Source organism: Sphingobacterium sp. LRF_L2 (genome assembly GCF_965644235.1).
GTDB lineage: Bacteria > Bacteroidota > Bacteroidia > Sphingobacteriales > Sphingobacteriaceae > Sphingobacterium.
Map to the genome: position 1 here is coordinate 162,584 of NZ_CBFFRI010000009.1, position 20,934 is coordinate 183,517.

General features: G+C 41.5%; 16 protein-coding genes. 5 read left to right on the plus strand and 11 right to left on the minus strand.

The features are described 5' to 3' along the window. Positions 1-23 precede the first annotated feature (23 nt). Both ACSZOX_RS18240 and ACSZOX_RS18245 read right to left on the minus strand, forming a co-directional pair. Positions 24-1,574: a HEAT repeat domain-containing protein gene (locus ACSZOX_RS18240; RefSeq protein WP_437921621.1), complete on the minus strand. Its 1,551-nt coding sequence runs from the start codon at positions 1,572-1,574 to the stop codon at positions 24-26. Positions 1,575-1,850: 276 nt separating this feature from the next. Beyond that, positions 1,851-2,042, minus strand: coding sequence for a SymE family type I addiction module toxin (locus ACSZOX_RS18245; RefSeq protein ID WP_437921622.1), 192 nt, complete (start codon positions 2,040-2,042; stop codon positions 1,851-1,853). Positions 2,043-2,136: 94 nt separating this feature from the next. Here ACSZOX_RS18245 and ACSZOX_RS18250 point away from each other — a divergent pair, with 94 nt between their 5' ends. Next, positions 2,137-2,376, plus strand: a complete 240-nt coding sequence (locus ACSZOX_RS18250) for a helix-turn-helix domain-containing protein (protein ID WP_437921623.1) — start codon at positions 2,137-2,139, stop codon at positions 2,374-2,376. Positions 2,377-2,419: 43 nt separating this feature from the next. On the opposite strand, the gene ACSZOX_RS18255 is transcribed toward ACSZOX_RS18250, so the two are convergent. Beyond that, the gene (locus tag ACSZOX_RS18255) at positions 2,420-2,620 is read right to left on the minus strand and encodes a hypothetical protein (RefSeq protein WP_437921624.1); all 201 of its coding nucleotides are present in this window, start codon (positions 2,618-2,620) and stop codon (positions 2,420-2,422) included. Positions 2,621-3,352: 732 nt separating this feature from the next. Between ACSZOX_RS18255 and ACSZOX_RS18260 the strand changes: the two genes are divergently transcribed. The 3 genes from ACSZOX_RS18260 (at position 3,353) to smc (ending at position 8,643) form a co-directional block, all read left to right on the plus strand. Next, positions 3,353-3,958 carry a hypothetical protein gene (locus ACSZOX_RS18260; RefSeq protein ID WP_437921625.1) on the plus strand — a complete coding sequence of 202 codons (606 nt, stop codon included), beginning with the start codon at positions 3,353-3,355 and terminating at the stop codon, positions 3,956-3,958. Between the two features lie 211 nt (positions 3,959-4,169). Continuing rightward, positions 4,170-4,826 carry a hypothetical protein gene (locus tag ACSZOX_RS18265; RefSeq protein WP_437921626.1) on the plus strand — a complete coding sequence of 219 codons (657 nt, stop codon included), beginning with the start codon at positions 4,170-4,172 and terminating at the stop codon, positions 4,824-4,826. A gap of 274 nt (positions 4,827-5,100) precedes the next feature. Next, the gene (gene smc, locus ACSZOX_RS18270; RefSeq protein ID WP_437921627.1) at positions 5,101-8,643 is read left to right on the plus strand and encodes a chromosome segregation protein SMC; all 3,543 of its coding nucleotides are present in this window, start codon (positions 5,101-5,103) and stop codon (positions 8,641-8,643) included. 75 nt (positions 8,644-8,718) lie between these two features. Here smc and ACSZOX_RS18275 read toward each other — a convergent pair whose 3' ends face one another. The 7 genes from ACSZOX_RS18275 to ACSZOX_RS18305 form a co-directional block, all read right to left on the minus strand. Next, on the minus strand, positions 8,719-11,769 hold the full coding sequence (locus tag ACSZOX_RS18275; protein WP_437921628.1) for an efflux RND transporter permease subunit: 3,051 nt from the start codon (positions 11,767-11,769) through the stop codon (positions 8,719-8,721). 5 nt (positions 11,770-11,774) lie between these two features. Continuing rightward, a complete protein-coding gene (locus ACSZOX_RS18280) occupies positions 11,775-12,845 on the minus strand; it encodes an efflux RND transporter periplasmic adaptor subunit (protein ID WP_437921629.1) in 1,071 nt (356 codons plus the stop codon). Then, positions 12,842-14,203: a TolC family protein gene (locus ACSZOX_RS18285; protein ID WP_437921630.1), complete on the minus strand. Its 1,362-nt coding sequence runs from the start codon at positions 14,201-14,203 to the stop codon at positions 12,842-12,844. The genes ACSZOX_RS18280 and ACSZOX_RS18285 overlap by 4 nt, the downstream gene beginning before the upstream one ends. Before the next feature lie 32 nt (positions 14,204-14,235). Continuing rightward, on the minus strand, positions 14,236-14,874 hold the full coding sequence (locus ACSZOX_RS18290) for a TetR/AcrR family transcriptional regulator (RefSeq protein ID WP_437921631.1): 639 nt from the start codon (positions 14,872-14,874) through the stop codon (positions 14,236-14,238). 126 nt (positions 14,875-15,000) lie between these two features. Beyond that, positions 15,001-15,444: an Hsp20/alpha crystallin family protein gene (locus ACSZOX_RS18295; protein ID WP_437921632.1), complete on the minus strand. Its 444-nt coding sequence runs from the start codon at positions 15,442-15,444 to the stop codon at positions 15,001-15,003. Positions 15,445-15,688: 244 nt separating this feature from the next. Beyond that, positions 15,689-17,869: a DPP IV N-terminal domain-containing protein gene (locus ACSZOX_RS18300; protein ID WP_437921633.1), complete on the minus strand. Its 2,181-nt coding sequence runs from the start codon at positions 17,867-17,869 to the stop codon at positions 15,689-15,691. 81 nt (positions 17,870-17,950) lie between these two features. After that, entirely contained in the window at positions 17,951-18,679 is a 729-nt protein-coding gene (locus ACSZOX_RS18305; protein WP_437921634.1) for a 3-keto-disaccharide hydrolase, read from the minus strand. Between the two features lie 71 nt (positions 18,680-18,750). Between ACSZOX_RS18305 and folB the strand changes: the two genes are divergently transcribed. Continuing rightward, entirely contained in the window at positions 18,751-19,116 is a 366-nt protein-coding gene (gene folB, locus ACSZOX_RS18310; RefSeq protein ID WP_437921635.1) for a dihydroneopterin aldolase, read from the plus strand. Positions 19,117-19,222: 106 nt separating this feature from the next. Here the strand turns inward: folB and asnB are convergent, their stop codons facing one another. Beyond that, positions 19,223-20,911: an asparagine synthase B gene (gene asnB / locus ACSZOX_RS18315; protein ID WP_437921636.1), complete on the minus strand. Its 1,689-nt coding sequence runs from the start codon at positions 20,909-20,911 to the stop codon at positions 19,223-19,225. Between the last annotated feature and the right edge of the window lie 23 nt (positions 20,912-20,934).

Genomic DNA, 20,934 nt, shown 5'->3' on the forward strand with positions numbered 1-20,934 from the left:
GCCTGTTACAAGCTGGCCTTCTTTTATTTGAAGTAAAAGTCAAGTCCATCTACCGGGTTTGTTTTAAAATATTGCTTGTCTTCGTGTGTCTCTTTTACGAAAGTGAAAATCTGTTTTGCTCTATCAATTTCGTCTTGTTTTGGTATTGAAAATAGTCTTACTGCTCGTGTTCTCCAAATTTGCAAATAGCCTAACGCCAATTTTCTTATGTTCTCATTTTCGTCTATTGTTCCAATCATCAAGTCGGGAATTGCTGTCCAACCGCCAACTTTATTAAAGAGTTTTAGCATTGACTTTTTTAAGTCATAATTGCCTCTTTCGTAAATGCCTTTTGCCGTTGTCAAAACTTCTTGTCTCGGAATGTGTGATAAAAATTCAATGATTACGTTTCTAAGTCCAAGATATTTACTATCAAGGTTTGCAAATGCAAAGTCAAAAGCACGTTCTTCATCAAGTTTGCAAAGAGCTAAAAACGCTGTCTTTTTAACTCTTATTTTTTTGTCTTTCAGATATGACTTAACTGTTTCTGAGTACTGCTTACCTCCTGTTTCAGCAAGCCCACTTAATGACCCAATGACTTGTATATTTTCTTGTAAGTTGTCATTGTAAAATTCAGCAAAGTCAATATTTGATTGTTTAAGCGAAAACCTTGCAAAATGTCTTATTGTAGCTGAATAGTCCGCTAAAAATTTATTTACAGTTGTTTCAAAGCCGTTTTGATCTTTTAAGCAATAAAGTGTTTGAAGTCGGACATTAGCTGATTTATCATTCAATAATTGTTCGATTTCAGTTTGTTCAAGTTTGTCAAAATGGTTTATTACTAAGTTCCTAATCAAAAAATGTTTGTCGGTTAAGAACAGATTTAATTCTTGCGAATTGTCTCTGAGCAAACTTGAAATGTGCTTTGCTAATAAAATTCTAAGTTTGTCTGGATATTTTTTGAAGTTGCCAATTACATATGTCCTATTTGTGGAAGCAATGAACTCAATAATATCTTTGTAAATTCCACTTAGATCTGTCCGTTCAACTTTTTGTAACCACTCAAAAATTGGCAAATTTTCAATTAAGTTATCAATGTAATTGGTTGTTTTATAGTTGTCAATACCGTTTAATGCAGCTTGTCGAACTGACAAAACCCAATCAGCTAAACGATAGATTAAAAATTGTATAGCTCTTGAACTGTCAACCTGTGAAAGTTTTTTAACTGCTTTTTCTCTTACATAACCACTGCCGTTTAATGAACTAATTGCCAATAACTCTACATATTGTTCCTTCGGAAAATTTGCTTCATAAAAGTCAATGTCACTTTTCGAAATCCCGCAGTGCTTAAGGGTGTCGTAATATCCCTTTTTACTGTCAATTTTTCTGAATAGGTGAGTGATCGTCTGACAAGTGGTTTCCCTTATTTCCTTGTTGTCATCTTTTAAAAATTCTGTCAAACTGTATATAAGGCTTGGATAACCATCACTGGCAATTTTTGTCAAGGCGTCAATCTTCTCTGAGGTATTGTCCATTGAGAAAAACCAAGTCTTGTTAGGTTGTCTTAAAATTTCTATGTATTGCCAAATTTCCATTTCTTGCTATCTCGTCTTTTAGGTCGGCTTGTAACATACAAAGGCTTGGGCTAGGCTCCAAAAGGACTTCCCCAAACCTTTGTCATATATCGTTGCTTTTTGTTATTGCCTTTCTTAAAGTTAGTATAATATTTCCACAAATCAACGATTTATGAGGCGTTATGAGGCTATCATATTATAAAATTTCAACAAAACGATTATCTGCAATTTTACCTAAAGGTTCGGAATAGGCATCCAACGCATTGCCAGATCTTACCAAAGCCTTGTTAGGCATATTTATTTATGCCCTTTGTCAACCGTTATTATCAATTTGTTTTTCTTTTGGTCAATGATTACCATTTGTCCTTGCTTGAAGCCAAGCTTGTCAAGCCATTTTCCTTTAAGTCGGATTTCTGGGATTGTAGTTGTCGCTCCGTAAGCTCTAGTTTGGTGTTTCGTATGAATTTTGAGTTTTCTTGAATTTTTCATTGTCGTATAATTATACGACAAATATAACTATCCATTCTTTATTGTCAACTTTTTATATGACAAAACTGTCAGCAAATTAATTGACATTTGATCCGTGGATAGAGATAAGCTAAAAAAAGAACTAGGTAAACGCATTATCGAACTTCGTGAACAAAGGGGGTGGAGCCAGTCCGATTTAGCGAGAGCTTGCAGCAAAGACCGTCAGGCGATTGAAAAACTTGAAAACGGAAAAGTTAATCCGACACTTTATACCTTGCTTGAAGTAGCAAATGCTTTGGAGGTTTCTCTTTCTAAGCTTGTAGACTTCTCTTACTTTAAGTCAAAAAGTACTTAACCTAATCGGATTACTCGATAATAATCTGAGTCCAATGAACGATTTACAATCCCAATTCTTTTCTGATAGCACCTATCTGCTTAAAGATTGAACTAATTTCATAAGCTAGCTCACTAGCCATCCCTCGTACCTTCTCCTCCTTATCGAGAACATTAGCGTTAAAATAAATTGCATCCATCCATAATCTTAAATCATTAGGATTATACTTCACCATAAGATCGTAGACTGCTCCAATATCTTTCAAATCATAGGCGGAATATGTATTCTCTGAATTAGATAACTGTTTTAAAACATTTAGACTAAAACCTCATCTGATCTTACTAGAATTACAGCAGTGCCAAACAAAATCACAGCAGCCCAGACTAAAACCTCCTGTGATTTCCCAAGGATCACAGCAGTGCCGAACTAAATCACAGCAGCGCAGACTAAAACCTCATGTGATTTTCTCCAAATCACAGCAGTGCCGAACTAAATCACAGCAGCGCAGACTAAAACCTCATGTGATTTTCTCCAAATCACAGCAGTGCCGAACTAAATCACAGCAGCGCGGACTAAAACCTCCTGTGATTTCCCTAGGATCACAGCAGTGCCGAACTAAATCACAGCAGCGCAGACTAAAACCTCCTGTGATTTCCCTAGGATCACAGCAGTGCCGAACTAAATCACAGCAGCGCAGACTAAAACCTCCTGTGATTTTCTCCAAATCACAGGAGGTTTTGCCAAAATCACAGGAGTTACACTTTTACCCAAAAACTAAATTAATTAGTCCAAAAACAACCTTTAAACAACAAAAAACAATATTTTAAAGACAAAAACAACTTCTTTTCGCCTTCTAAAAACAGGAAATTTGTGCCAAAAAGTTTTTCGCTACCCCCCTGATTTTGGCACAAATTTCCTGTTTTGCAATCGCTTTATCCCCCACCTTTGTATTGTATCGATACAGCGTCATTAAATAATTTTAAAACAGTAAAATGTTATGATTAAACCCATTTTCAAAAGCAGTACCGCAACCGGATTGTTGCGCTATGCAGAAGGCATCTTATTAAAGATGACACAAAATATCTCCTTATTTCCAGAGCCTAACCCGACTCTAGCCAGTTTGGAAGGCAGTCTGTCGACATACCGTGAAGCGTATGCCGAAGCCAATTTCCGCGATACAAGAGCCGTACTCATAAAAGGGAAAACAGGTAAGGATTTACAGGAAATCATTTATCGCCTATCCCATTATGTAGATGCCATCGCAAAAGGTGATGCAGAAATCATCGTAGCAGCGGGATTTACCGCATCCAGCCTCAGAGGAAATGCAGGTAAAACACCGCAAGCACAGGGTGTAACGATCAGCAATGTACAAGTGGGTACGGGCGTGCTCCGGATCAAGGTAAATCCTTGGAAATATGCACGTATCTACCGTTACGATTACCGCAAAAAAGACACAGAGGCATGGACATCTGTTCTTCATTCCAAATCGACACTGGAAATCAGCGCATTGGAAATGATGCAGACCTATGAATTTCGGGTTTCTTATATCGGTACAGACACCGAACCGAATTTCAGTCCTATCGTAAGTGCGATTGCTGTTTAATAGCCAAATTGGAGGAAGTCACAACGCACTTCCTCCTGTTTTCGCTTTTTTTGCTTCGAATACAAGAACCGCATGAAAAGCTTTTACAACTTTCACAAGAGTGTTGCACTCTCGAAAGAATACAGGCAGGTTATTGGATTCCGACGAACATCAAGGGTATCATTTTAAATCCAGCATACGCAACGTTTTTTTACTAACTTTATATACAACCATGGAACGAATAGACGACATCACGATACAGCATCCTTTACGCACGATCTTACTTCGCGTAAACACGACAGTCACCGCGCCTGCTTATGAGAAAGAGGCTTTGGCCTGTTACGAAGAGTTACACGACAAAACCCATCAACTGCAGCAGGAAGTTAAAAATGCAAGGACAACCGCCAGCGATTTCGTTTTTCAATTGGAGGAAATAGACGAATTTTACAGGCAAGCAAGAGATAAATTCAAGCATTTAGAAGTCATGTTGCCCACAAATCCCGATAAACCTATCGTCACCATCCAACTTCAAACAGCTCTTCAACGTATAGAGGAGGCGCTCAATGAATTTGTACCTGACTTAGCGGATTCAGCCATGGCATTTTACGCTTACGATGATCGTACGGCCGAATTCGAAACCTGGATGAATGAGGTCGCTTTCGCGAAGTTTGACCATGTATTCGCAAACTATAAAGAATGTGCCGTAGAATTAGTAGCCTTTGATAGAGATTTAGATGACTTCAAAGGATCACTTAGCTTTTTCAAGCGCCAAGAAGAGGAATACTACAAGACCATGAACATTTACATCGAGCAGTATACGGATCTGAACCTAGATATCGACAAACTGTTTAAGCAGGTAGAGAATTTCGATCCAAAATTGCTCCCCTGAGGATAGATATGGTACAACAGGTTACAAAGTGATCGTTCAAAATCGTTTTACAAAGACGCCACTTTGTAACCTCTATTATAGACAGTAGCTTCCCTATCAACTTTCCCCTCATGCACAGCGCAAAACCTGCCAACAGCACTCCCTATTAGGCGCTAGGTTATCCCCACGATTAAGGTTGCAAGGTTATACGTTACATGCGCACAGCCGATTCACAACTTTACAAAAAAAACTGTATTTTCGTCCTTCAATTTTTACGAGGAATAAGGCATTACATATGCAATTGACAAAATTAGAAATTAAGGGTTTTAAGAGCTTTGGCGATAAAATCACCATCAATTTCAATGAGGGTGTGACGGCTATTGTGGGACCGAATGGCTGTGGAAAATCCAATGTTGTAGATGCCATACGCTGGGTATTGGGCGAACAAAGCACGCGGATGTTGCGTTCGGAAAAGATGGAAAATATTATTTTTAACGGCACGGTAAACCGTAAGCCTGCAAATCTAGCGGAGGTATCCCTCACTTTTGAAAATAATAACCAACTTCTCCCAACGGAATTCTCTACCGTAACCATCACGCGTAAACTGTATCGAAACGGAGACAGCGAATATCGGTTAAACGATGTAAAATGTCGTCTGAAAGATATTACAGATCTGTTTTTAGACACGGGTTTAGGTGCCGACTCCTATTCTATCATCGAACTAAAAATGATCGATGAGATCATCAATAATAAGGAAAATTCACGTCGCAACTTGTTTGAGGAAGCTTCTGGGATATCGAAATATAAGGTTAGAAAGAAGCAAACACTTGCCAAACTAAAAGACACCGAGGCTGACTTATCAAGGGTAGACGACCTGCTGTTCGAGATCAATAAGAACCTAAAACAACTGGAAACACAGGCGAAGAAAGCCGACAAATATTTCCAGCTTAAAGAAGAATATAAACAGGCCAGCATAGGTCTTGCTTACTATCGTTTGGAGACATTCAGTACAGAATTAGAACGCATCAACGAGCAAGAACAAAACCAACAGACGCAGATCCAGGAGGCAGCAACCAAAATTGAAACCAACGAAAATCAATTACAGACGCTCCGCAACGACATCCTAGCGAAGGAGAAAAATCTGGCCACACAGCAGAAAAGCACAAACGAATATGTCAATAAGATCAGGGCATATGAATCGGATAAAAAGATTAAAAACGAGCAAATGCGTCATTTACAAGACAAAGAAGCTCGTCTAACGGCGGAATTAGCAAACGATAAAACGCAGTTGGAGCATGTCGTGCAAACCATGAAACGTTTGCATGAGGAACTTTACGCCGAACAAAACATCTTCGATGGCTACCAATCTGCTCTCGAAACAAATAAGGTGGAAGTCGAAGAACTGCGTAACCAACAACAATCGTCGAAATCCAAACTGGATGCGATAAGCGAACTACGAAATGAATTGCAGCGTAAAATCTATGCCTTGGAAAAGGAAATCGCAGTATTGCATATTCAGAAGGATGCTTTGCAACAAGAATCCCTAAGAAATGTCACAGATACAAGCTCCAAAGAAGAGGAATTAACGGAATTTAACCGTGCAGTATCCGAACTCGAAGAACGCGTTGAACAACAACAGTATCAATATGATGCCGCTGTACAAGCGGAAGACAACTTGCAACGGCAGGTAAAAGAAGTCGAAGAAAGGCTTGTGGAAACAAGAAATCTGATCAACCGGGAATCCCGTTTGATCGATGCCAAGCAGAATGAATACAATTTGACCAAATCTTTGGTTGATAATTTAGAGGGCTTTCCTGAATCGATCAAATTTCTACGCAAAAATGCCGGATGGAAAAAGTCATACCCCCTGTTTTCAGACATTTTATTCTGTCAAGAAGAATATCGCGTAGCAATCGAAAACTACCTAGAGCCTGTGATGAACCACTACGTTGTGGAAAATCAAGAAGAGGCGGTACAAGCGATCCAATTGCTAAGTGATGCTTCACGCGGTAGAGCCAACTTTTTCGTTTTAGACGCCGTACAGCAGGTCGAATCGACAGCACAGCCATTGCCTACCGATAAACTGACGCCTGCATTGGATGTCATTAAAGTCGATAAAAAGTATGCTGCCCTCTGTCAACAACTGCTGCAACATGTTTTCTTACTGAAACCAAATCAACTGGATTCCCTGGAAGAGGAACTTCCAAAAGATAAAATCGTGGTATTGCATCCGGAAAGCAAATTTTCCAAAAACTGCCTAGGCCTTAGTGGCGGATCCGTAGGCTTGTTTGAAGGAAAACGTATCGGACGTGCAAAAAACCTGGAAAACTTAAGTAAGGAGATTAAAGATCTAAATGCGCAGATTGACACGCTACAAGGTAAAGAAACAGCCGATATTGACTTATTAGCCACCTTACGTATCTCTTCGCAGAAAGATATCATTGATGAGCTGCGCAATTTACTGAACCGTTTAAACAATGAGCTCATTACCGTCAAGACAAAGCAAGAGCAGTATCAATCCTTCATCACCAACAGTCAAAATCGGAAACAAGACATTGAAAACAAGATCGCGACCATTGAAGAAGAATTGGCACGAACGGAACCCGAACTGGTGCTTTTGAAAGCGGAAATAGAAAAACAACAACAAGAGATTTTCGAGTTCCAAGAAGCTTTCGCCGAGATATCGGACATACTGAACGAGAAATCAACAGCTTTCAACCAAGAAAATATCCGTTTTCATCAACAGCAGAACAAAGTCTCCAGTCTACAAAAAGACCTGGAGTACCGTGAAAGTCAGCAAGAATCCTTCGAATCTCGAATCGCTAAAAATAGTGCAGAGTTTGATGAAGTTAAAACCGCTATGCAAGCTGCGTTGAATTTTTCGGAAAACAATGACGATGATCTTATCGCCATGTATGCCCAAAAAGAAGGTCTGGAAAAAGGTTTGCAAGAGATGGAAGAAGAGTTTTACGGCTCGCGCAAAGTGGTGAATGACCTGGAAGACGAAATGACCCAATTGAGAAGAAACAAAGATCAGAACGACTTCCTGCTTTCCGAACTAAAAGACAAGAAAAACGCTTTACAGCTCGATCTTAACAGCCTAAAGGAGCGTTTGGCGGTGGAATTCAACATCGATCTCAATGCCCTTCTTGAAGCAGATACACCAGAGGTGGAGGCCTCACAGCAGGAACTTGTCGACGCATGCGATAAACTCAAAAAACAACTGGAGACGTACGGTTCTATCAACCCAATGGCCAAAGAAGCCTATGACGAAATGAATGCAAGACATACGTTTATTTCCAAGGAAAAAGGCGACTTATTGGAAGCAAAAGCCTCGCTAATGGCTACAATCAGCGAAATTGATCAAACAGCGAATGATAAATTTATGCATGCTTTCAATACGGTAAGAGAGAACTTTATTCAGGTCTTCCGTTCGCTATTCAACCAAGAGGACTCCTGCGACATGGTACTCACGGATCCGAACAACCCTTTGGAGTCTGATATCGACATCATTGCACGTCCTAAAGGAAAGAGACCACTGTCTATCAATCAGTTATCAGGCGGTGAGAAAACATTGACAGCGACAGCACTATTATTCTCGCTCTATTTATTGAAGCCTGCCCCTTTCTGTATATTTGACGAAGTCGATGCGCCATTGGATGACACCAACATCGACAAGTTTAACAATATCATACGTGACTTCTCGAAGAACTCGCAGTTTATCATCGTTTCGCATAACAAACGTACCATTGCAAGCACCGATATTATCTACGGTGTGACTATGGTGGAACAAGGCGTTTCTCGTGTTGTACCAGTCGATTTGCGCGACGTTGCCTAATTAAGAAAGGCTATTGGGTATAGCTATATACCTAAAAAAGGGACATTCTCAACTGCAGAATGTCCCTTTTTGTTGTTAATCCTTCTCGATCACAGGAGGAATAAGCTTATAGATGACCGGCGTAACAATCCTAGACAAAAGCGTAGAACTGATCAAACCACCAATCATGACAATAGCCAAAGGCGATATCAACGGGTTACTAGACCAAGCAATAGGCAATAACCCTCCGATTGCTGTTAGCGATGTTAAAATAATGGGCAGAAAACGGATTTCTCCAGCCTGTTCAATGGCCTCATTGAGTTCCATCCCCTCGCGCCGTAACTGATTGGTAAAGTCAACCAACAAAATCGTATTCTTTACTTCAATTCCTGCCAAAGCAACCAAACCAATTGTTGCCACAAAAGATAAGGTATTGCCAGTGGCCAAAAGTGCTAATATCGCTCCCACAATACCCAAAGGAATAACCGACAAAACAATCAATGTACTTTTGAAGGTCTTAAACTCCAACACCAAAACAGCAATGAAAAGAAACACCGTAATCAAAATGATGGTCCCGAAACCACCAAAGGCAGTCTCCCTACTCTCTACTTCACCCCCCATTTCATAATGATACCCTGCAGGAAAAGAAAAGGAATCCATTTTCTTTATTACTGCATTAATCACCTCATCATTGGTATATCCTTTCGCTACGGATGAATTCACAGATACCATACGTTGCTTATTCTGATGGTAAATATTTGATGGAGAAGACTCTAAAGATAAATCTGCCAACTGCGACAAAGGAATAGCTGTTCCCTGCACATTGTTAACATAAATAGCATCAAAAACCTGCATACTTGGTGTATTCTCCCGCGGAACAGTGACCGTGATCCTATACTCGTTATCGTCCACACTTGGATCGGTATACATACCCACTTCATAGCCCGCTAAAGCAACGCGGATCGTTTGATCAATACGAGCGGTGGGTACGCCTAGCGCCATAGCCTTCTCCCGATTGATCTGCACCCGCAAATCTGTCTTTTTATTCTTCAAGGGGTTGTTTACATACACATTTCCTGCCGTAGCTTTCAACAAGCCCTCCACATCACTTGCCAACCTTTGTAAGGTATCTAAATTATCGCCGAACAAGCGGACTTCCACAGGGGATAGTACCGGAACCCCTTGTTCGAAATTTTTCACTTCAATCTTAGCCCCCAGATAAGATGTCCATTTCTGACGAAGCTGTTCGATAAGAGCTTCCTTTTCACGCGCTTTTACATCCGTATGCAATTGAACAAAAATATCGGCGTAAGCCACATTTTCATTTCCCTGATTCATGTTGTAGTAGATTCGCGGATTTCCCTTACCTACGTTACTGGTAAAATATTTGACAGATGAGATCGCTCGCAAATCACTTTCGATGCGCTTCGTGATACTATCAGTGGTTTGTATACTCCCCTGCAGTGGCGATGAAATCTGCACCATAAACTGCGGCTTCTCCGAAGGCGGAAACAATGAGAATCCCACCAATGGAATCAAGGCTACTGCACCAAAGAATATAAACAAGGCAATAACCGCCGTACGTTTCGGATGTTTCAGCGCTTTGTCCAGCCAAACAGCATACGTACTATGGATCAATTTCTGCAGTCCTCTTAGGATAAAATTACCTTCGGTTGTGCCATGTGTTTTCAACAATTTACTCGACAGAAAGGGAACAACCAGCAGCGCGATAAACATCGATCCTATCACCGAAGCGATAACGGCTGTAGGCATGCTCCGGATAAAGTCGCCCGCCATCTCCGGCATAAACATCAAGGGCAAAAAAGCAATAACCAACGTCACGGTACATCCTACAACCGCTAATGCGATCTGGCTCGTCCCTTTAATAGCGGCATCGACCTTCGAATAACCTTCGCGCATCCAACGTTCTATATTCTCTACCACCACGATACTATCATCGACCACCAATCCCAGCGCAACGACAAAACCGACAATACTCAGCTGATTAAGGGAATATCCAACAATGTTCATGGCTATTAAGCCCAAACCCAACGAGAGCGGTATAGCGATCATAACCACCAACGATGCTCTCGTACCGAGTGGTAGCAACGTAAACAGCACTAGTGTAATAGCAATGATAAAATCAACCCCAAGCCCACTCAACCTCGTGTTTACCTGATCTGCCTGATCAAAACTGACAATAAAATCGACATTCGTCGGCAAGGTTTTTCGGAACTCATCGAGCACTTGCTGGTATTCTTCCTGGGTCTTACTGATATTCATACCACTCTTTTGAGCAGCATTGACCAAAAGAGCCTGATAACCATTCAACCGCGTAATATGTGTCTTCTGTGCAAATGTTGGATACACATCCGCGACATCTTTCAATTGGATATTCCGTCCTTGTGCACTCGCAACAATCGTATTTTTGATCTCTTCAATACTCTGATAGTCGCCACTGGTTTTCACACTGAACGTACGCCCACCAGCCAACACACTCCCTCCTGGTATGTTTTGGTTTTCACTTTGGATGGATTGAATCACTTGATCCATAGGGATTTTTAAGCTCGCCATCTTAGGAAGATCGAGATCAATCCGAACCAATTGATCCGGCAAGCCACTAATCTCCACATCTTTCAAGGCGCGCACTTTTTCCAGACGTGATTTAAGGTCGTCTGCTAATTTCTTCATGGTAGCCATGGAGGCACTCTCCGAAACTAAAGCAGACTGGATAACGCTGACTCCCGTAGGGTCAATCTTTCGAACATCTGCACTGTAAATATTGGCAGGGAGTTCATTTCGGGCAGCGCTCAGCTCCCGAACAAGTTCCTGATATTTCGCATCGTAATCCTCTCCATATACATATTCGACAAAGATAAAAGCAACACCATTACTAACTGTCGTCTTTAACCGTTTGATACCATCCAAGGCGTAGAATCGGCTTTCCAATGGTTTAACAACAAGTTGTTCCATATCTTTGGGACTCGTTCCCGGATAGATCACGGTCACCGGAAAATTCACAGGCTTCATTTCCGGATCTTCTGAGCGCGGCATAGTAAGCACCGTACTAATGGCCACAACCATCACCATCAACACCATAATCAAGGTGAACTGGTAATTTTTTATAGGATATTTTATAAGGCTCATACCGTCTACTTATTTTCTTCAACAACGCGAATAGGAGATCCATCTACCAGATAAGGACTTCCGGACACCACCAAGGCCTTTACACCTTCCAATCCGCTCGAAACGACGACTTGCGTTGCCGTGATAGCGGCAATGTCTACTTTCACACGCTTCGCAACACGACCATCACCCGTCACAAAAACATAACCTTCTTTACCGTTGCCATCCAACAAGGCAGTATATGGAATATGCCAAGCCGACTGATGGGTTGTCTGCGCTATGATTTGTGCTTTCGCAAATAATCCGGCAGCTATTTTGCCCTTGGGCTGTTCTTTCAGTTTAACAAAAACACTGAACGTTCCTGAATTCGGATCTAAACCTTCCGCTTTCTTGCTTACAACAGCGCTATACGGCCCTTCACCAAGCGCATCTGCCTGTACGGTCGCACTGTCCCCCACTCGAATGGCAGCCCATTGCTTATCTGAAACACCAACCTTTAGTTCCCAATTTTCTTCATTCGCCCCATTAACCTGAAGTACTGGTGTACCTGGACCGACAACCTGCCCCTCCTGTGCTAGCCGTGCAAGCACATAGCCGTTGTGCGTCGACCGTATTTCTACATACTGTTGATTAAACTGTATACTCTTTAGATCTTGACGAGCAACATCCAATGCGGTCTTTGCATTTTCCATTTGTTCAAGGGTGGCGACACTATCTTTATAAAGTCTGTAAGCGCGCTGATAGTCCCGTTGCGCTTTTTCCTCCGCCAATGTCGCTTGCGACACGCGCGCATTGACTTCATCGGCATGCACACGCGCCAACAATTGCCCCGCCTTCACCAAATCACCTTCACGCACATAAATCCGGTCGATAACGCCCCCACTCTTAAACCCCAAAAGGGTTTCATCTTGCGTCGTAAATGTTCCAGTAGCCTCTATAGCGCCCGTTGTGGCATCTGTTTGCAGCGATTGGAGAACAACCGGAATCGTGTCTGTAGTCGGAATCCCCGTGGATCGATCCACTTGATGGCAGGAGACCAATAAGCCTGAGCCAAATGCTGTGGCTAGCATCATATAAAAGGAAATTCTATTTTTCATGGTTGAGGAATTTGGAAGGTTGCGGATTCTCGTTCAAGTTTGGCTAAGGCCGAAAGTATCTGAAGCTTACTTACTGTTTCAGCTAACTTAGCATGGGTAAATTGCGAACGTGCATCAATCGTTTCAATATACGTATTGACACCTTCGCCATAGCCCCTTTGTATCAAACGCTGATACGTAGCGGCTGTTTCAAGTTGTAATTTTGTTTTTTCGTAATTTTTGAAAGCGGCAATTACTTCGTTTTTAGCGAGTGCTAAAGCGATCGTCAATTGCTGTTCTGCCTGCAGTTTTTTGTTTTGTGATGTAGCGAGATCGATCTTAGATTCTTGAATCTTCAATCGATTTCTATTGCCCTGGAACAAGGGCATTTTCAACGTTAAGCCCACCATAAAATAGCGCGAATCGTCATTAAACTTCAAGCCTTCGGCCTGTGATCCCAGATCAAAGAAACCACTGATTTTTGGCACCAGATACTGGCTATGCATCTTTACCACAGATTCCCGAATAGCCAAACCTGTTTCCAACGATTCCAGCTCCTCACGATGCCCGATCCCCAGCTGCTCCCAATCCCCTAAGGCCCACAACGATTCTACATCCAAGAGACTGTCTTCTTCTATCGGTTCTTCTGCGTTTCTATTCAGCAAGGCATTAAAGTAAATAAGGGCATTCTTTGTATTTTTATCCGCTTCGGCAAGGTCTGCGTCTATACCCGCAATTTCGGATTTCGCCCGCATGATATAAGCCGGCAACCCTTTACCTGCTTCGACCAACTTTTCATTAACCCGGAGCCCCTCTTTTGCCAATTCAAGCGACGAGATATAAATAGACTTTATCTTCAGGCTTACCAAATAGCGGTAATAACTTTCCTTGATATTTTTAACCAATTCACGTTTATAAATGCTGATCTGCCCTTCTTCCAGACGCACCATATCAGACTTGATACGCTTGTTGTAGCCAATATCTGTGTTTAATAAAGGCATTGTCGTACGCACTTTGGCATCGTAATAATTCTGCGGCAGGAAGTTGATCGTCTCGTTGCTAATTTGTGGAAAAGCCTGAGATTCGGTCAATGCATTAAGGGTATTATAGACCGGATTCAGCAGGTCTCCAACAGGCAGCTGAATGGAACGCCCCCCCTTAGCATGCGAATAAGCGACATCTACATCTACCGAAGGAAGATACATCGATTTCGCCACGGCAAAAGCATTCAAGGCCTGTTCCAAGGAAAGATTTCTTTCCTGCAGCACCAAGTTGTTGGTTAGGCCTTCTTCCAGATACTTATCTAAAGCTGGAGATTGCGCCTGCGTAACACCCATGCTCCAAAGAATACCGAAGAATGATATAAATACTGTTCTCATTATTAACGGTGTTAAGTTATAGTCTATTTTTTTTACTTCGTTAGTTCTAAATAATGAATAAATACACGAAAAGCATCAGCGATCATTTTTTCTTGATCATCCTCGTTCAACACAGCCTCCATCATGCTTTTTAAATGTCCCGATACAAACAAGGCACAAAGACCATGCACAGAAGACCAAGCTTGCACAGCCACCTGTACAGCCTCCAATCGTTGAAAATAGCCAACAGCTTGACAATCGCGTATCGTTTGTAGCAACAAATCAAAAACACGTTCTCCCTCTGCCCACTCACCATCCACACAATTGATTTCCAAGTGCTTCATTGGATCTTTCATCATAAACATCACCTCATAAAAATCGGGATGTGTAAACGCAAAATGGAGATAACAGCGACCGATTGCCTTTAATCTTTCGTAAGGATCTTCTACCTGCATAAGCGGCTGAAAATCTTGACGAAGCATCAGAAACCCTTCTTGATGTAATGCATATATAATGTCACTTTTATCCTTATAATAAAGGTAGATTGTAGTCGGACTAAACTCGATCTCTTGCGCAATTTTGCGAATCGAAGTTGCTTCATAACCTGCTGTTACAAACAGTTTTTTAGCCGCTTCCAAAATACGTTTACGCAAATCTTCCTTATGTTTTATCTTACGCTCTTTAATACCCATAATCTCTTCTTCGTGTTCAAATTTAATGAACACTGTTAACCTAACCAAATTTCTTTGCAAAAAAAAGAAAGACCTTCACTTTCGCGAAGGCCTTTCCCACCTTAAAAAATTAAACACGCTATCTCACTACTTCACTTCGATCAACCGTTTTGCAACGATCGCATCTTCTTTCTTTCCAACAGAAACAGTCAATACACCTTCCTCATAACCTGCATCTATACTGTTGTAGTTAACGGTTTCAGGCAAGGAGAATGATCGCGTAAAAGAGTTGTAACTAAACTCTCTCTTGCTATACAATTTTTCTTCTACGCTATGCTCTTCTTTCTTTTCAACGGAAATCGTAATCAGATTTTTATCCACATTGATTTTAAAATCTGATTTCTGCAAACCTGGTGCTGCTAATTCAATTTTAAATGCTTCTTGGGTCTCCGAAATGTTTACCGCTGGAACACGGGTCACTAAACGATCTGTAATAAACGAATCGTTGAAAAGATTGTCAAAAATGCTGTTTACATACGGATTAACAGCATCAGAATTTACAGTTTTTGTAGGGAATTTGATTAAAGCCATTTTTTATGTCCTCCTATATATTTATATTTTTTACTTAAATAATTACGAAACATAAAGATCAAAGCTTATACCGAAACAAAAAACAAGACTTTTTGTCATTATAAAATAATAATAAATGACAAAAAGTCTTGTTAAATTAAATTGACAAGAAATAAAGACAGCTTTTGACGATCAGCAATCAGCTCCACCTCTCAAAACCATCATCGAGAAAAGAACTCTCCTCGGTCAAAAGCAGCTCTACTGCCTAGTTCTTCTTGAGGTGTATATCAAAATACTTCGCAATCTTATCGTACATATGCACTCTATCCTTACCCATGACGTTATGTTCGTGGGTAGGATACAGGAAGTAATCCACTTTTTTCCCGGCTTTAATACAAGCTTCAACAAACTCCATACTGTGCTGCTGCACCACCACGGGATCCTGCGCACCATGAATAATCAGCAAGTTCCCTTTCAACTGATCCGCCTTATTCAACAAAGACGTCTTCTGATAACCTTCCGGATTCTCCGCAGGCGTATCCATATACCGCTCCCCGTACATCACTTCGTAAAACTTCCAATCGATAACAGGACCTCCAGCAACAGCTGTATGAAAGATACCAGGATGTTGAACCATGAAAGAACTCGTCATAAAGCCTCCAAAACTCCAACCAAAAATCCCCAAACGAGCGGTATCAACAAAAGGTTTCGATTTCAGAAATTCAACCCCTTGCAGCTGGTCCGCCATTTCTGCCTGCCCAAGCTGCCGATGCGTAACACGCGTAAAGTCACGACCTCGAGCATCAGACCCTCTATTATCCATAGTAAATACCACATAGCCGTTTTGAGCCATATAAAGATCAAAATAACCTGCCCCATAAAGCCACTTATTCTGCACCAACTGCGCATGTGACCCGCCATATAAATAAACCATAACAGGATATTTCTTGCTTGCATCAAAGTTTGGCGGATAAATAAGCCGCCCATTCAACGGCGTCTTACCATCAGCAGAAAGTAACGATACTGGCTCTATTTTAGGTAGATTGATTTTCCCAACAAAAGGATCTTCTGCCTGAAGCAAGGTTTGAATCAACTTTCCTGACACAGACTTCACAGCTGCCACATAAGGCGTCTCCAGATTAGAATATTCGTCGTAGATATACTTCCCTGTTGTACTCACAAGCCCCTGATGCGTCCCTGCACCTGTCGTCAACTGCTTTGTTTTCCCCGTACCGATCTCCACTTCAAAGAGCTGCCGATCTAAGCCCTCATTCGTAATCCCGGTATAGGTTAAGCGTTTTCCATCTGCAGTAAAATCGTGCAACTCCTCCACAATCACATCCTGGTAACCAAGTGAACGAATCAACCTTCCTTCTGTATCGTAGAGATAAAGTTGATTAAATCCCTCTTTATCGGTTTGATACAGAAATTGATTCTTCGCACCAGGCAGAAATAACAGTGCATGCTGAGGTTCCACCCATGAACTAGACTGTTCTTCAAACAATGTTTTAACAAACTCGCCGGTCTTTACATCGTATTTATTGAGTTTTAAGTGGTTCTGCTCTCTATTCAACACACCGACATACACAAAATCTCCAGAAGGATCCCATGTACAAATAGTCAGGTATTGCTCCTTAGGCTGCCCTGTCTTTAAAATAACCTTCTTTTTACTTCGCGTATCAAACACCACCAATGTTACCTCCTCGCTCTTCATACCAGCCATAGGATAACGAATAGAACGCACATTTGCCACGCGCTCACCCCACTGCACTAAAGGATAAGGGCTCACCATCGTTTCATCCTTCCTGTAATATAAAAGTTTGGTATTATCGGCACTCCACCACATCCCTTTGGTAATACCGAACTCCTGGCGGTGCGTATAATCACTTCCATTTACAATACCATCGATGGTATCATTGGTGACACGCACTTGATTTCCTGCCTCATCTATAATCTCGATATTATTACCAACAAGATAAGCTGTCTTTGGCGAACCTGGATTACTTTCTGGATTATTTGCGTCCGACGGCCATTTGGAAACAACGACAGCTTTCTTGTCCGCTACCTGATACCGCAATTGATAAGTCCACTGCGCTGATTCATACGTAAATGAAAATGTATTCTTATCAACCCAACTATAATCCAACGGGAAATAAGAAAGTTTGATTTCCTTTTCAGCAGAAAGAACGGCCTGTAGCGCCCCCGTCAATTCCTTTGCAGAAACTAAAGGCACAGCTGCCCAATTTGATTTTGTATCCCTTTTTTGCAGGTTTTGATAGGAAGCATCCAGCTGACTGAGTACGTCTGTGCCAGGAATCCATTTTACAGCATTGATACGCTGAGTCGCAAATTGCCTCAGCCCAAATACCGTTTCTTCAATACTGAAATTCCGCTGCCCGTAAGCAACAGAAGACCCCAGCAGGAATAATAAAAAGAGTTTCTTCATTTTTGTGCATTAATTTAACGACAGCTAAATTATAAAAATGAATGTTAAACCGAAAAACGAACGCTTTTCTTCAAAAGAAAATTACAAAGGACGAATCCAAATGTTGCGAAAATGTACAGGGTTACCATGATCTTGCAAAATCAAAGGCCCCACACCGTGCGCCATCATCTTTGGAAGCCCGATATATTCCGTAGTCCCCTCGATAACGGCTTGATCCTGAACCAAAACTCCATTATGCAATAAGGTCAACGTTGCTTTACGCACAAGCATACCATCTCTATTAAATTGCGGTGCATGATAAATAAGATCGTAACGATGCCAACCATCTTCTTCGCTTCTGACTTCGACAAGTGGAGGACGCTGCTTGTAGATACTCCCCGCCTGACCATTTACGTAGGTGGGATTATCGGTATTATCCAATACTTGAACCTCATAAAGCCCCTGCAAAAAGACACCACTATTCCCACGGCCCTGCCCCTCTCCTTTGATCAGCTCCGGGCTCTTCCACTCGATATGCAACTGAAAATCACCGAACTTCTTTTTCGTTTGAATATCCCCTGCTCCTCCCTTTACTGTCAATACACCTTCTTCAACGAGCCACGGCGCCGCCTGGTTAGTATCCTTAACACTCTGCCATTCCACTAAATCCCTCCCATCAAAAAGAACGAGCGCATCATCAGGAACACCTCCCGGCACATGCACAACATGAGGCTTTGGGGTATAAAATTCAGTATCTTCAGGTTTAAATTTTGTCTGCGCAGCAGCAATAGACGCAATAAAAAGAAAAGAAATAGCCAGATTAAGTTTCATAGTGATCGGTTGCTTTTAAACAATTATACGGATTAATTTCAACATTTTTCGTTTTTTACTATGTTTGCATTATGGCTGAAATTATCCAAGAGGTAGCATTAAAGGATGTCAGATTCTTTGCTCCGATAGGTTTTTACGAAGAAGAACGCATATTGAACAATGAGTTTTTTGTGGATTTGATGATCTTCTTTCCTTTTCGCAATGAAGCACCTGACGAACTGCCTAACACCGTAAATTATGCAGAGCTTTTTCAATTGCTTCAGCAGACCATGAAAAAAGAACGCAAACTCCTGGAATCGGCAGCACACGAAATTCTAGAACGTACATTGGCTCAATATGATTTCATCACCGAACTAAAAGTATCGATCCGCAAAACGACACCTCCCTTCGGAATAGACAATATACATGCAGTCGTATCCTTACATTACAACAAGTAACAACAGCCACCGAGGACGAAAAACCTCGACAGCAACCGACAGCAACAAAAAAAAGAATCGACCTTTAAAAGGTCGATTCAACACAAACATACTTCAAGAGATATGATTAAACCGTCTCGGTCGCTTTCACATAACTTTCGTTATGCACACTGGCAACAGCACGACCAGATGGATCATTCAAATTTTGAAAAGAGGCATCCCAAGCTAAAGCTTCAGGTGTACTACAAGCAACAGATTTTACAGAAGGTACTGTTTGCGCTGCCGCTTCGGACGGGAAATGCGATTCGAAGATCGTACGGTAAAGAAACTCTTCCTTGTTCTTTGGTGTATTAACAGGATAACGTACAGCAGCAGTTGCAAATTCATCATCCGATACTTTATCTTCTGCCTGCGCCTTAAGTGTATCAATCCAACTGTACCCTACGCCATCTGAAAACTGCTCTTTCTGACGCCAAGCGATACTTTCGGGAAGATAATCCTCAAAGGCTTTTCTTACCACCCATTTTTCCATTCGCCCATCTTTTATCATTTTATCCGCTGGATTGAGCGTCATAGCCACATCCATAAATTCCTTATCCAAAAAAGGAACACGGCCTTCAACTCCCCAGGCTGCCAACGACTTATTCGCACGTAAGCAATCATATAAATAAAGCTTCTTCAATTTACGCACCGTTTCTTCATGAAACTCTTGTGCGTTTGGTGCTTTATGAAAATAGAGATAACCACCAAATAACTCATCAGACCCTTCACCCGACAACACCATCTTAATCCCCATAGATTTAATGACACGCGCTAAAAGATACATAGGCGTAGAGGCACGAACCGTGGTAACATCGTAGGTTTCCAAATGATAAATAACGTCACGGATAGCATCCAAACCCTCTTGGATAGTAAAGTTAATTTCATGGTGAATAGTACCAATATGATCGGCAGCCTTTTGCGCAGCAATCAAATCCGGTGCACCTTGCAATCCAACAGCGAAGGAGTGCAACTGTGGGTACCAGGCATCTTCTTTACCACCAGTTTCAATACGCTTAGAGGCAAATTTCTTGGTAACAGCTGCAATAACTGAAGAATCCAACCCTCCGGACAACAACACACCGTAAGGCACATCCGACATCAATTGACGCTGTACAGCTTCTTCCAATGCATTGCGCAGTTTGGCAATATCCGTTTCATTATCCTTCACCGTATCATAAGCCTCCCAATCGCGCACATACCATTTAGTGAGTGAACCACCCTCTTTACTATATAGGTAATGTCCCGGAGGAAATTGATCGATTTCTACACAGAAACCTTCTAAGGATTTTAATTCTGAGGACACAAAAAGCTGGCCCTCGGCATCTTTACCATAGTATAATGGAATAATCCCCATGTGATCACGGGCTACCAAATAAGAATCGTCACGTCCGTCGTATAATGCAAAACCGAAAATCCCATTAAGATCTTCGATAAAAGAAGGCCCTTTTTCCAAATACAACGCCAGGATAACTTCCGAATCCGACTGCGTAGCAAATTGATAATGAGGTAACGTATCTCTTAATTGTTGGTGATTATAAATCTCGCCATTCACCGCCAAAACAACCTTACCATCAGGGCTATACAAAGGCTGACTCCCTGATTTAGGATCCACAATCGCTAGGCGCTCGTGCGCCAAAAGTGCTTTTTCACTGGTAAAAATACCTGACCAATCCGGTCCGCGATGTCTAATTCGTTTAGACATTTCTAATACCTGTGGCCTAAGCTTCTCTGAGGAGGAAGGCTTTAACTCGAAGGCTCCAACAATTCCACACATAAAATAGTTTTTTTATAAAGTTC

What these genes read in the sequence shown, in the direction of transcription:
- ACSZOX_RS18275 (WP_437921628.1), bottom strand. Translation starts at nt 11,769, where the DNA reads ATGAGCCTTATAAAATATCCTATAAAAAATTACCAGTTCACCTTGATT.
- ACSZOX_RS18280 (WP_437921629.1), bottom strand. Translation starts at nt 12,845, where the DNA reads ATGAAAAATAGAATTTCCTTTTATATGATGCTAGCCACAGCATTTGGC.
- ACSZOX_RS18295 (WP_437921632.1), bottom strand. Translation starts at nt 15,444, where the DNA reads ATGGCTTTAATCAAATTCCCTACAAAAACTGTAAATTCTGATGCTGTT.
- ACSZOX_RS18285 (WP_437921630.1), bottom strand. Translation starts at nt 14,203, where the DNA reads ATGAGAACAGTATTTATATCATTCTTCGGTATTCTTTGGAGCATGGGT.
- ACSZOX_RS18305 (WP_437921634.1), bottom strand. Translation starts at nt 18,679, where the DNA reads ATGAAACTTAATCTGGCTATTTCTTTTCTTTTTATTGCGTCTATTGCT.
- ACSZOX_RS18290 (WP_437921631.1), bottom strand. Translation starts at nt 14,874, where the DNA reads ATGGGTATTAAAGAGCGTAAGATAAAACATAAGGAAGATTTGCGTAAA.
- folB (WP_437921635.1), top strand. Translation starts at nt 18,751, where the DNA reads ATGGCTGAAATTATCCAAGAGGTAGCATTAAAGGATGTCAGATTCTTT.
- ACSZOX_RS18240 (WP_437921621.1), bottom strand. Translation starts at nt 1,574, where the DNA reads ATGGAAATTTGGCAATACATAGAAATTTTAAGACAACCTAACAAGACT.
- smc (WP_437921627.1), top strand. Translation starts at nt 5,101, where the DNA reads ATGCAATTGACAAAATTAGAAATTAAGGGTTTTAAGAGCTTTGGCGAT.
- ACSZOX_RS18260 (WP_437921625.1), top strand. Translation starts at nt 3,353, where the DNA reads ATGATTAAACCCATTTTCAAAAGCAGTACCGCAACCGGATTGTTGCGC.
- ACSZOX_RS18245 (WP_437921622.1), bottom strand. Translation starts at nt 2,042, where the DNA reads ATGAAAAATTCAAGAAAACTCAAAATTCATACGAAACACCAAACTAGA.
- ACSZOX_RS18300 (WP_437921633.1), bottom strand. Translation starts at nt 17,869, where the DNA reads ATGAAGAAACTCTTTTTATTATTCCTGCTGGGGTCTTCTGTTGCTTAC.
- asnB (WP_437921636.1), bottom strand. Translation starts at nt 20,911, where the DNA reads ATGTGTGGAATTGTTGGAGCCTTCGAGTTAAAGCCTTCCTCCTCAGAG.
- ACSZOX_RS18265 (WP_437921626.1), top strand. Translation starts at nt 4,170, where the DNA reads ATGGAACGAATAGACGACATCACGATACAGCATCCTTTACGCACGATC.